The 12,173-nt window shown below is 35.2% G+C and carries 11 protein-coding genes; 1 reads left to right on the top strand and 10 read right to left on the bottom strand.

Annotated elements, in window-relative coordinates; genetic code table 11:
• Positions 1-48 precede the first annotated feature (48 nt).
• The 5 genes from EZJ28_RS14870 to EZJ28_RS14850 all read right to left on the bottom strand — a co-directional run bounded on the left by EZJ28_RS14870 (position 49) and on the right by EZJ28_RS14850 (position 5,904).
• Positions 49-1,128 (bottom strand): sensor histidine kinase, encoded by a 1,080-nt coding sequence (locus EZJ28_RS14870; RefSeq protein ID WP_165499096.1) that lies wholly within the window; start codon positions 1,126-1,128, stop codon positions 49-51.
• A gap of 26 nt (positions 1,129-1,154) precedes the next feature.
• Positions 1,155-1,790, bottom strand: coding sequence for a GIN domain-containing protein (locus EZJ28_RS14865; protein WP_165499095.1), 636 nt, complete (start codon positions 1,788-1,790; stop codon positions 1,155-1,157).
• A gap of 65 nt (positions 1,791-1,855) precedes the next feature.
• Entirely contained in the window at positions 1,856-2,755 is a 900-nt protein-coding gene (gene bla, locus EZJ28_RS14860) for a class A beta-lactamase (RefSeq protein WP_165499094.1), read from the bottom strand.
• Between the two features lie 146 nt (positions 2,756-2,901).
• Entirely contained in the window at positions 2,902-4,071 is a 1,170-nt protein-coding gene (locus tag EZJ28_RS14855) for a serine hydrolase (RefSeq protein ID WP_131399298.1), read from the bottom strand.
• 435 nt (positions 4,072-4,506) lie between these two features.
• A complete protein-coding gene (locus EZJ28_RS14850) occupies positions 4,507-5,904 on the bottom strand; it encodes a serine hydrolase (protein ID WP_131399296.1) in 1,398 nt (465 codons plus the stop codon).
• 134 nt (positions 5,905-6,038) lie between these two features.
• On the opposite strand from EZJ28_RS14850, the gene EZJ28_RS14845 reads away from it, so the two are divergent.
• On the top strand, positions 6,039-6,788 hold the full coding sequence (locus tag EZJ28_RS14845) for a LytTR family DNA-binding domain-containing protein (RefSeq protein WP_131399294.1): 750 nt from the start codon (positions 6,039-6,041) through the stop codon (positions 6,786-6,788).
• Here EZJ28_RS14845 and EZJ28_RS14840 read toward each other — a convergent pair whose 3' ends face one another.
• The 5 genes from EZJ28_RS14840 to EZJ28_RS14820 form a co-directional block, all read right to left on the bottom strand.
• On the bottom strand, positions 6,789-7,592 hold the full coding sequence (locus tag EZJ28_RS14840) for a class I SAM-dependent methyltransferase (protein WP_131399292.1): 804 nt from the start codon (positions 7,590-7,592) through the stop codon (positions 6,789-6,791).
• Positions 7,593-7,644: 52 nt separating this feature from the next.
• Complete coding sequence (locus EZJ28_RS14835; protein WP_131399290.1) at positions 7,645-8,523, bottom strand: DUF5694 domain-containing protein; 879 nt, start codon at positions 8,521-8,523, stop codon at positions 7,645-7,647.
• A gap of 209 nt (positions 8,524-8,732) precedes the next feature.
• Positions 8,733-9,815, bottom strand: a complete 1,083-nt coding sequence (locus EZJ28_RS14830; RefSeq protein WP_131399288.1) for a S41 family peptidase — start codon at positions 9,813-9,815, stop codon at positions 8,733-8,735.
• Between the two features lie 88 nt (positions 9,816-9,903).
• Complete coding sequence (locus tag EZJ28_RS14825; protein WP_131399286.1) at positions 9,904-11,328, bottom strand: TolC family protein; 1,425 nt, start codon at positions 11,326-11,328, stop codon at positions 9,904-9,906.
• Positions 11,329-11,339: 11 nt separating this feature from the next.
• A complete protein-coding gene (locus EZJ28_RS14820; RefSeq protein WP_131399284.1) occupies positions 11,340-12,005 on the bottom strand; it encodes an ABC transporter ATP-binding protein in 666 nt (221 codons plus the stop codon).
• Positions 12,006-12,173: the final 168 nt, after the last annotated feature.

The following is a 12,173-nucleotide window of genomic DNA, read 5'->3' as shown; positions in this document are numbered from 1 at the left end:
TTCTAAAATCCTACATGACCATTATGAAGTCAAAGTACGGAGAAAGTCTTATTTTACTTCCGGAAATTCCAATGGATACTCTAAATGAACGATCACTTTATTATCTGAATTTTTAATTTCATATATAAAATTACTGCCATATAATATTTCAAAACGTTCCAATAAATTGGAGTTTCCAATTCCAATTTCATTTTTGTCTTTATCCTGGAATGGCTTTCCATTATTTGTAATCTCTATAAAGACGCTCTCATTATCGGTCACTCTTATCGACAATTCTATTGTTAAAGGTCTTGAGTTATCAAAACCATGTTTTATGGCATTTTCAACAATAGTCTGAATTGTTAATGAGGGTATTTTTACAGATTTTACTTTGTAGACAATATTTTGGTGTAAAATAAGACTTTCTCCGTACTTTGACTTCATAATGGTCATGTAGGATTTTAGAATTTTCAACTCCTCTTCAATCGAATGAATGCCATCATTTTCGAGATTGGTGATGTTTCTGTAAAAATGACTAAGTTCTGCTATGGCGTCCTGAGCTTTCAATTTATCGATACTTATGATCGCTGAAATATTATTTAAAGTATTGAACAAAAAGTGAGGCCTCAGCTGAAAATTCAGCGTCTTTAATTTCTGTTTCCATAGCAGAATTTCTGTGTTCTTTCTTCGGCTCTCCTCCAAATTCAAATCTTTCATATAATTGAATAAATAAGAAACAAGAAGCAGAGGAGCCGAAAAATACAGGTAGTCTTTATACTTCACAATAAGACCAATCAAGAATTGCCCAAAGCTTAAACTACTCCAGGTATCCTCAATAATAAAACTCCTTTGAATTAGAAAAAGCAACTCACTACTTAAGGAGATAACCAAAATGGCAAAAAGATTAATCAACAAGATTATAAACCAGTCTATCTTTTTTTTAAAAAGATAATTGCTCGTAATGGCTACCACAGAAATCATTACCACTACTAAGATCCAATCAAAAAAGTAAAACTGTAGTCTCTGAAAGAAACTATAGTTAATTGAAGTTTTCTCTGGAAAATTATAGTCTATCCAAAGAGAAACCAGCTCAAGGGAATATAAAACCAAACTAAAGCCTATCAATAAAATGATAAGCTTATGATTCATTTTAAGGTATTTTACTATTTTTTTTATCAATTGCATTTAGTAACTGTCGCGCCTAAAAAAGTGCTCTTCTGTAATTTAGCTTTTCCCAAATAACATAATTCTGACCCAAAACCTGCATTTACCGATAAATTCTCAGTGCAATATACTTCAGCGTTTGCGCCTGTTCCTAATCTGGCGTTACAATAAGCCGACTTTAAATCCTTTGCAAAATAATTACTTCCAGTAGAAACGTCAAGCTCCTGCTCCTGTACATCCCCCGAGACAGTAATCTTTGCTCCGGTTTTAACCTCAACCTTTAAAAATTCTGAATTTAGCTGAAGATCAATCTCACCGGCTTCTTTTGCCTTTAGTTCTAAAGTCTTAAACTTTAAAAGCTTTGATGTAAAGATCCTCGAGTGATGCTTCGATTGGATTTCCTCCAGGTTGGTATAATACAACTTAATTTGAATATCTTCTCTAACTAAATCAGAATTTAAACCTGTATAAATTTTAAGAGAACTCTTATTAGAGGAAAGTAAAACATCACTTGCTCCCACCCCTGAAATTTCAATTTTATCTTCTCCTGAAGGGATTAACTCTACGGTAAGAGCATTCGCCACTATAAGATTTTTAAATGGATTTAATTCTTGAGTCCTTATTTCTAAATTATCGGAGATATTCATCGACATTAGAAGGAATAGAATGGAAAATAGTTTCATGATTGTTAATCTTATTTCTGATTTAAATTTTATTTATTCCAGTAATCATAAGCAGCTTTTGATACCTGGGCTATAATCATTTCTCTCTTCTTTTGAGAATCATACGAATCTGACACGAAAACGGATATTGCGATATGGTTGCCATCCGGCAACTTTATAATACCTACGTCATTGGTCGCTCTCGTAAGATTGTTATAGGTACCGGCAGTTCCTGTTTTATGAATAACCTCGGTACCTTCAGGTAAAAGCCCTTTTATTCTACGGTCGAACCAGTTATTTGAAAAAGACATATACTTTTCCAGCAGAGAGTGGCTGTCTTTTGATAAATATTCGGCTTTATGCAGAATTACAAGCAGTTTATTCATTGCCTCCGGTGTAGCCCAGTTTTGATACTGTATGGTATCGTTAGCCACCTGTATCATTTCGGTTGTTGCTATCGCGATATTCGTGACACCTAATTCGTGTATATATTTTTCCACTTCTTCAGTACCGCCCAGTAGACGAAGTAAAACATCACAGGCTGTCCCATCACTTTGAGAAACATTATATTCCAGAATTTGTTCTATGGTTAGAGCAACTCCATCCGGATACATATTTCGGATAGGACTATGTCCATTTTTAGGTATATACTCAGATTTATCAATGAAAATAGTATCGTTCAGAGAAAAATCACCCTGATCAATCTTTTTCAACATCACCATAGCAATAGGAAACTTATACACGCTTTGCATAGGAAAATGCGTATCCCCGTTTAGCGAGACCCAGTCTCCGTTTTCTATATGCAATGCACTAACTCCTATATTTCCACTAGAACTATCGGCGATAGTGCTGAATTTATTTTTTAACTCATGCTGTGAAAATGCTGAGCTAATCATGAGCGTGAATAGGAGACATATACTGATTGTCTTCATCTTTAATAAGATATTCATGTATTTCATCTTTTAGATATAGGGATTGATATTATAGAGTTTAAAGCATATTCATTTACTTCATCTAAATGATCTATCAAGTTTTTAGAAAATTGATCAATCTCGGAAATACCTTAATGGTTAAGTTTCTCCTTCTTTTCATGGTACTAAATCATTTTATTAGTATCTCCAGTAACCAGGAATTTATTGAGATGAATTAATGTAAGCCATAAACCAGTGATATTATTAGTCAAAAACACGTAACCTCTTTCCAGATCCGGGTAATATTTATAAACTGATACAAAATCTCTTGTGATACCGCTGTGACCATAAAATTCTCCTGTGGAATCGCTTCCTATTTCCAAACCAAGCCCTCGGTAAACATTTTCATTTACAGAGATATGATTTTTAAACATCTCGGTATACATCTCATCGGTTAACCCCTTACGATTCGCTATTGTCAAAGCAAAATCGATAAAATCTGAAGAGGTGGTCACCAGACTATAAGCCATTCCCGGTTCTTCTATGAATCTTATTTTTGAAGGAATTCCTCTATAAATAGCGTCTGCCGCATTTTTCTGAACATAATCAGTAGTTTTAAAATAAAAGTTTTGCAGGTCTAAAGGATTTATAAGTTCATTCTCTAAATTTGTTTCAATATCCTTTCCAGTGATATGTACTACCACCCTCTTTAAATACTCAAAAGCTTCACCGGAGTATCCAAATTTGGTTCCGGGTTCGAATAGCAAATCAAATTGTCCTTTTTCATTTCGATGAGCCCAATTTGGAAATCCTGTTTGATGACTTAAAACATGTCTAGCAGTAATGAGCTTGTACCTATCATCATGAGCGACATCCTTAAAAGGAAGATAGTGATATAAAGGTTTATCTAAATCTATCTTCTGTTTTTCAGCCAATCTTAAAACTGTGAATGTAAAAACTGGTTTAGTAATAGAACCAACTTCAAATAACGTACGTGCTGTTACCGGTTCCCTGGAAATAGGGTTCTTAAAGCCATAATTCTCACTAAAAATGATTCCATTCTTATTGAATATAGCTAGAGAAGCTCCAGGAATTTGATAGTACTTTAAATTTTTTAAAATGAATTCATTCAGCTTCCTTTTATTGGATTCATCTAGATTGGTAATTATACCTGCTTTAGGAATTTTCAATTTTAAGGCAAGAGTATCGAGTATAATATCTTGTCTTTGTTTTCCAGTAGTGGAATCTAACTCGAATAAGGCTTTAGACCGATTATTATTAATCCGAATAAAATCCTGATCCCAATCCCTTGTCCAATGATATTTACTATAAGGCATTGAAACATATTCTCCCAATGGCAACGTGGTTTTATATTCCCCTATAGAATCCACCTCCACAATGCGTACAAGGGCCGGGTTATATTTCNGTACGCATTGTGGAGGTGGATTCTATAGGGGAATATAAAACCACGTTGCCATTGGGAGAATATGTTTCAATGCCTTATAGTAAATATCATTGGACAAGGGCCGGGTTATATTTCGATTTGATGATTATTTTATCAGGAAAGTGTTTAATCGAATCATTTCTCCATTTAATTTGCCCACTAATTTCCACTATATCAACTTCCTGACTTTGTGCTTTTTGAGAAACAATTAATATCAGAAAAGCTCCCAGAATAGATTTCAGAATATGAGAGAAGTTTATTTTCATTACATAAATATTATTCATGGCCATAGAATTGGCTATTAAAATCCTTAAATAAGCGAAGAGTTATCTCAAATAAGTTTTGATTAATTTTCTTCTTTAACTCCTGAAAGAATTACATTATCGGCTTCATCATAAAGTTTAAAACTCATTGCACCCTCTTCGTTTTCTTTAAATTCAAATATTCTTTCGTAGTCCTCTGGAAAAAATTTATGATCGCTCATGGCATATAATTCTAATCCCGGTATGCCTTCTCCACCTATCAGTAAAGTGCTATCTACTTTCTTTACTGTCATTATTCTGTCCAGGTTAGTTCGATAAGAACCGCTATAATTATCAAGCAATGATTCTTCTACCGCCTTTACTTCTGGTGGTTTAGAACTCCAGTTCATCAATTGTATCAAACGATTTCCATTCATTATCAGGTTTTTGATCACCTGATTATAGATAAGTAACCCGTTATCTCCATTTGTGAAAATTATGAGTCCGCTTTTACTATTTGGAAAGAAAAGCGTCATCGCCTGAGTACCTGAATCGCTACCCGAATGAAATAATGCTTTTTCCTCCTTATAAAAACCGTTTGGTACCATATGCCAGCCTAGTCCCATAGCTGAATTACTATTTTTGTCCAATTGCGTTTTGAACATTTCATTAGTAAGCTCTTCACCCAGGAAATCCTTATTCATCAAGGCTATAAGCAGTTTAGACATATCCTGAAGACTTATAAGCAGGTCATCGGCTGCATTTGCGTGAGGAGTTTTATACTTCGTTTCATACTCATTGCCTTCCCCGTCATACCATTTAGCAAATCGTGAAAAGTCTTCCTCAGGAATCCAGTGAAAAGTCGCATCTTTCATTCCCAGGGGTTCAAAAAGAATAGAGTCCATTAAAGCTCCCATATCTTTATCATACCTCTTCTCAATGGCGATTTTCAAATATTCAAATCCCTCACCTGAATAACTAAATTTTCTACCGGGAGTATTGTTAAGTTGAAGTTTTCCATCCTCATTCTGCCATCTCCAGTTGGTGTTAAACCCGGCCGAATGCGTTAGCAAGTGCCGTGAAGTGATTAATTCGGCAAGAGAATCATTTTCTAAATCGGGATCTTCCCAGTATTGAGATACAGGTTCATCCAAATCCCAGCTACCATCTTTTACCAACTTTAAAACCCCTGCGGTAAAGACAGGTTTAGTTATCGATGCAACATTAAAAATAGCGTTTTTCGGTGCTTCTGTTCCTAATTGATGTTCTCCATATACGGTATCCAATACCAATTCATTATTTTTTATGATTCCTACAGCCACAGCAGGAACGTTGAACTCCACCTGTAGCATGGGTATCAAACTATCCAGACGGCTTTCATAATTTTCTATAATTGGATCAACACTATCCAGCGAATTTTTTCCTGAAGCTGTTGATGTCTCAGGGGTATCTTTGCAGGCATTGATGAGGAATAATAGAAAAATACAGTAAAATCGGTACATAATATTTTATATTTGAAACAATATTATCTATTTATCTTTGATGACTTACAGGTTTTGTCACAAACTGCTATAGAAACATCATGAACTGCATTTTTTTGAAAAATTCTATAAAAGCCTTTTCTGATTTTATCTAAATGAGAACTTCATTAATAATTGATGATGAAATTTTTGCGAGAGAAAGAGTAAAAGAATTTTTACAGTATTCTGACTTCAAATCTTCTATTATAGAATCCCATTCAGGAAAAGATGCAATCGATAAAATAAACAAGTCTTCACCCTCTCTTATTTTTCTGGATCTTGATCTTCAGGATATGAGTGGATTTGATGTTTTAGACAACTCCAACCTGGATTATAAACCCATCATAATATGTATAACCGCTTCTGAAATTGATGCGATTACCGCCTACGAATATCAGATCACAGATTATCTCCTTAAACCGTATACTCTCAAACGCTTTAAGACATCCATTAATAGAGTAAAAGAATTGATCGATTTAAAAAACGGCAAAACATTGGTATCCACGATTCAGAAACTCACCAGTATAGAGAAGACATATAGCGATAAAATCCCTGTTAAGAAGAAAGACACTACTCAATTGATCGATCTAAGCTCTGTATTGTATTTTTCATCAGATCAGCACTATATAGAATTGGTGTTATCAGATCATAAGCACCTCATCAGAGAAAGCATGCAAAAACTGGAACAAAAGCTTGATCCCAATCAATTTATACGCATTTATCGTTCTACGATTATCAATATAAATTTTATCGAAGAGATCATTCACTGTGATTATTCAGATATCCAGATTCGAATGACAAACTCTGAAGTTTTGAAAGTTGGAAGATCTTACAAAAAACAGGTCATTGATTTTCTGGGAATTTAATTAAACTTTCGTAGCCGTTATGGAATAGACCAGCGGAATTTTATCCTGAAATTTTTCGATCCGGAACTTTCCTTTCTCTATTTCCTTTCCACCTTCAAAAACATCATAGGGAGAATAGTCATATTCTTTAAATGACTCTATATGCATACCATTATTGATGAGGCTACCTTGTACTTCAGAAAGCGCATGATTCCACATTACATAATCCTGTGTGATATCAGCTCCTTTGTCAGCATAGGTCCCGGTTTCATCCTCTTCTATGGGGCCGGAGTTAAAATATCTGTATGTTATCTTTTCAAAATAATCATCAAACATCCATACGAATGGATGAAACTCTACAAAAATTAATTTCCCACCAGTTCTCAAAAATTTCGATACTACTGAAGCCCACCGGTTAATATCCGGCAGCCAGCCTATTGTTCCATAGGTTGCAAAAACCATATCAAATTCTTCATCCAGATTATTGGGCAAATTATATACATCACAACAAATAAAATTACAATCAGTCCCGGTTTCTCGGGTAAGTTTTCTTGCTGTTTCAATTGCTTTATCTGAAAGGTCGACGCCGGTAACTTTTGCACCCATGCGAGCAAGAGAAATAGAATCCTGGCCAAAATGACATTGCAGATGTAAAACTTTCTTATTTTTTATATCCCCCAGAAGTTCCAGTTCTATCTCTTTTAGACTAGTATTCCCGGCTAAAAAACTGGGCATATCATAGAATTCGCTGTTTACATGCACTTCTGTTCTATTATTCCAGGATCTTTTATTGATTTCCAGATAGTCTTTTGAATCCTCCTTCATCTATTGTTAGTATTTAATTTATAATGTCCTTATAATATTATTTATATCTCTGTTAGTTAAGAACCTTTAAAGGTGGAACCATTCTAAAATCCTGATGATCTTCAAACAAATCCTTCAAGATTGGGATATGTCCCTGTCCAAAGATCACCAGCAATCGCTCATTTTCTTCTGTATAATTCAGAATATTGGCATAGATCTTTATATTTCTTTTATACCACTCCCCTACAAGTTCAGCTCCCAACTGATCGGTATTAATTTTTAAAAAAACCTCTTCCTGTCCATTTATCGTGTCTAACTTGTAATCATTGGTCATTTTTCGCATTTTCTTATTCAATTGCACTAAAAATGGATTGTACATATCCTGATTCCTTTTGAGCGCTTTTTCAGAATTAAAATCTATTAGATTTTGCAATACGGTCTGCTTGCTCAACTCTTTATTTACCTCCTCCATGTATGCTCCTGTTTCGGTCAATTTTTTCTGGAATTGTGGCATCTGTTCCTCAGATAGTGATTTTTGGAGTTCATCCATTAACCAGTAACCTTCTGCATCTACGGCATATACCCCATCGTGGCCCAGCTGCCTTGCCAGTTTAAAACCTAGCTGATAAATCTCATTCCTACCTGAAGCCAGATCTTTCAGTTCAAGTTGATGCGATTTATATAATTGAAATAAACTATCATACCTCTTCTGCAAGTTAGGATTTGCTTCTATAAAAATCTTGGTGGGTTTAAAATTTTCTAATTTACTAACAACCTCTTCAATTTCCTGCTGACGCCTTTCTGAAAAATAATCTTCCACGTCAAGATTAAAATTATCCTGCCCGGGATTATCAAAATGATAGACTCCAAGCAACATCACTTCATTAGTATTTTGAGCATTGCCTAAAATACTCATCAAGCTTAACATAATGGAGATAGAGAAAATTTTCATAAGCAATTGATTTTTAACGCATCCTATCAAGAAAGAGATACTCTCATCAAAAATGTTACAATATTCCCTACTAATGCTATTAAAAAGATCCCGGTAGTTTTATTTGTGATCCAAAGCAGGATAGAGTGGATTCTGTAAAATAATTTAATAGAACTTAACCGTGCTTTTCAAATCTAAGCGAACTTCCGAAGTTGGTATAATATTTTCATTTACTTCTTCTGCTCCAATGTGTTATTTTGAACTATTGAAATAATTTCCTCAATCGAAATATTGGGATCTGTTTCAATATTTGGTATAACTCCTTCTAATTCCCAGTTCGAGTTTGTTTTCGTAATAACGGGTGCAGCGGTAGAAATGGAAATTCTGAAATCGTGTGGCAGCTCAAAATATTCATTCATATGGGCAGCGCCATTCGTTCGCTCGCCTATGATTTTAGCTATACCAAATGCCTGGGCGGTATAAGCAAAATACTCTGCAGCTGAACCTGTTTTTTCATTCACTATAAGAAATAAAGGGCTACCGTCCCTCAATTCTCCATATACAAGATCGGAGGTGTATTGTGTATAGGGAGTACTATTTCTATCTGCAAAATGGGTTGTAGAAAGATGAGTTGGAGGCCCGTCAAAATAATGGTTGAGAATATATAGCATGATACCCGGATAACCTCCTCCATTGTTTCGTAAATCAATGATCAGGTTTTGCGAATTCTCCACCAATTTCATTGCTGCAACCGCTGTAGGCATTGTACGCTTTGGATGCATGAATTCAGTGATTTTTATATAAGCCGTATTATCATCCAATATCCTCACACTTTCGAAACCGTAATTATCTTTTAGTTCATTTTCTTTTTCCAGTTCTTCCCAACTCTTTTCTGAACTCCCGCTCCCCGCTTTTTGCTTTTTTCTTTTAATATACATATGCCCATCGTTACTGATTTCCTCCAAATCCTTGGAGAGTATGTTTATTAAGCTATCCGGATCATGAAACTTTATGTATTTTCCTGAATTAACCAACTTTTTAAATTCACCGGCTATCCTTTTGCCCTTATCTTCAAAAACATAATGCTTTAAAATTAATTCCGGAATAGCAGTAATAATTTCTTCTATTTGGTTTTTAGTTAAATTATCTGGATCCATTTCTTCCCTGTTAATCACAGGAGACAGCTCCTCATTAAAAGTTTTTCTCTGTTCAGAAGTTTTAGCCACCAAAAAGCTGGTAAAGAACAGCGTATATATTATACCAATTTTAATTTTACTCAGTTTGGACTTAGTTAAGTAAAGAATATTTTCCATGGATTTTTTGATATTTTTAAATGATAATTCTTTTAATAAGTGTTAAATAATAGAAGGGCCCAGGCTCTTGATATAAATACAATATTCATTAATAAATCTGGCCCATATAAAACTCAAGTATCTTCCTTCTGATTAACCATTCATAATAGCTGTTTCGCAAATTGATCCTGGCACGGTCCAGGTTATTCTTACTAATGATATATTCCACATAATTACTTACACCATTGTTAAACCGCACCTCGTTAACACTAAAAGAATCTTCATAAGCGAGAACCTGTTCCTGAAATAAGTTATAATTCTCATATGCGGCGGTCATCAAATTATGAGCAGTTCTAACTTCAGTTTCCAGGTCATTTTTTGCATTCTCTAGTTCCAGCTGTGAATCTTGAAATTCCAGTTTGCGAAGTTGTATATTCTGCCGAGCCCTAAAACCATTAAAAATTGGAATATCTACAGAGATCCCAATAACGGTATTGAGGTTGTTATTAAGCTGATCTAAAAAAGGTATTGATTCCTGTGTGAATTGTTGTTCATTTCTAAACACTGAATAATCTGTACCATCTACAGTCACAAAACCTGCGGTTTCCACCACTTCACTCCCCGTTTCATTAAAAAGATTGGCCAGACTTGAATAATTGGAGTTGACCTGAGCAAAAAAATCTACGCGGGGCACGTAAAGCGACCTGGCAACTGCTATATTTTCTTCGGCAGCATGTACACGAAATTCCCTGGCCTCGATGGAAGGCATATCCTTCAGGGCATTTTCATACACTTGTTGTGCTGATTGGGTAAATTGACCTAGACCTGTCTCCCTGTTCTCATAGTCCAGCTCTATATCATATTCCACATTCAGTAATTGCTTTAACTCTAATTTTGCCTGTTCCAACCTTGACTTGGTTTCGGTAATTACGGTCTCATCATTTTTTAATTGACCTACTATATCAGTATAGTCAGCAGGATTTCCTTCCCCCTCCTCATATAAACTTTTAAGTCTCCGGGCTTGTTCATCGGTGCTTTGATATCTCAATCGTGCCAGTTCCAATAGATCCTTATTATTCAGGACCTGATAATACGCGATCGCTACATCCAGAATGAGACGTTGCCGCGCCTGTTCTTCCTCTGCCTTTGCAGCACTAAGGTTAAACTTATCCCGTTGAATAGAATTGAGGATTTCAAATCCATTAAAAATCTGGTTTCCAAGATTCAATCCTACATTGGTAAAATTCAATTGTTGATCGATATATGAATTCGTAAAAGGGTCAATACTTCTACCGGTATTCGTACCGTAATTAAAGTCGGCATTAATATTAGGAAGTAAGCGGGATCTGGTTTGCCTATAGTTTACATCTGCCGCTTCTCGCTGAATAATGGACTGGCGATACGAAATATTATTATCTAAAGCTATGGTGATGCATTCAGAAAGTGAAAGGCTTTTAGAGTCGAATCCCTGAGCTTTAGCAGACAGGATCACTAGAAATAGTATGATGATGATGATCGATGATTTTCTTTTCAAAACAGATGATTTTAATTTTTTACGATACTTCCATCCAGCAGATGAATGGTTCTGGTTCCATAGGCCGCATTACTTTCAGAATGTGTCGCCTGGATTATAGTCGTACCCTCCTTATTAAGTTCGGCAAATAGCTCCATGATTTCCTCACTTTGCTTCGAATTAAGGTTACCGGTAGGTTCGTCTGCAAGAATAAGTTTAGGGTTGATGATCAGTGCTCTGGCGATTCCTACCAGTTGTTGCTGGCCTCCACTTAACTGATGAGGAAACAGATCCTTTTTACCAACGATGTTAAACCTGTCAAGCATATCGGCCACTCTGGATTGTCTTTCAGACCGATTTACCTTTTTATACAGCAAGGGTGTTTCTATATTTTCATATACCGTTAGATCGTCCAGTAAATGATATGCCTGAAAAATGAAACCGATATTCTCATTAAAGATTGCAGTCCTCTTCTTCGGTTTTAACTCGTGTATGGCCTCACCGTCAAAGTAGTACTCGCCTTCATCAAATTCGTCGAGCATTGCGATTACGTTCAGTAAGGTTGATTTACCACTTCCTGAAGGGCCCATAATGGAAAGAAACTCTCCCTGCTCCACTTTCAGATTTAAGTCATTGAGAAGAAAAACCCTTCGGCCTCCATTATTGACCCATTTGTAAATATGATCCAGTGTTAACATTCTTGATTTATTTTTAGAATATAGATGTAATGATTGTGCCATGTTTTTAATCTACTGTATATCAAAACTTTAATTAAATTTATGAGTTTTTAATGTGTTCATTTTCGAACAGGGATTGTTTAAATCTGAACAATCAGCACACTCTTAAAAGTCAGTTTCTAGCAAAAA

This window comes from Gramella sp. KN1008 (assembly GCF_004332155.1).
GTDB lineage: Bacteria > Bacteroidota > Bacteroidia > Flavobacteriales > Flavobacteriaceae > Christiangramia.
The sequence above is the reverse complement of the archived record's forward strand: the minus strand, read 5'-3'. Positions and strand labels throughout refer to the sequence as shown.

Excerpts from the sequence above, each read along its gene's own strand:
- EZJ28_RS14870 (WP_165499096.1), bottom strand. The coding sequence starts at position 1,128 with ATGAATCATAAGCTTATCATTTTATTGATAGGCTTTAGTTTGGTTTTA.
- EZJ28_RS14865 (WP_165499095.1), bottom strand. The coding sequence starts at position 1,790 with ATGAATATCTCCGATAATTTAGAAATAAGGACTCAAGAATTAAATCCA.
- bla (WP_165499094.1), bottom strand. The coding sequence starts at position 2,755 with ATGAATATCTTATTAAAGATGAAGACAATCAGTATATGTCTCCTATTC.
- EZJ28_RS14850 (WP_131399296.1), bottom strand. The coding sequence starts at position 5,904 with ATGTACCGATTTTACTGTATTTTTCTATTATTCCTCATCAATGCCTGC.
- EZJ28_RS14845 (WP_131399294.1), top strand. The coding sequence starts at position 6,039 with ATGAGAACTTCATTAATAATTGATGATGAAATTTTTGCGAGAGAAAGA.
- EZJ28_RS14840 (WP_131399292.1), bottom strand. The coding sequence starts at position 7,592 with ATGAAGGAGGATTCAAAAGACTATCTGGAAATCAATAAAAGATCCTGG.
- EZJ28_RS14835 (WP_131399290.1), bottom strand. The coding sequence starts at position 8,523 with ATGAAAATTTTCTCTATCTCCATTATGTTAAGCTTGATGAGTATTTTA.
- EZJ28_RS14830 (WP_131399288.1), bottom strand. The coding sequence starts at position 9,815 with ATGGAAAATATTCTTTACTTAACTAAGTCCAAACTGAGTAAAATTAAA.
- EZJ28_RS14820 (WP_131399284.1), bottom strand. The coding sequence starts at position 12,005 with ATGTTAACACTGGATCATATTTACAAATGGGTCAATAATGGAGGCCGA.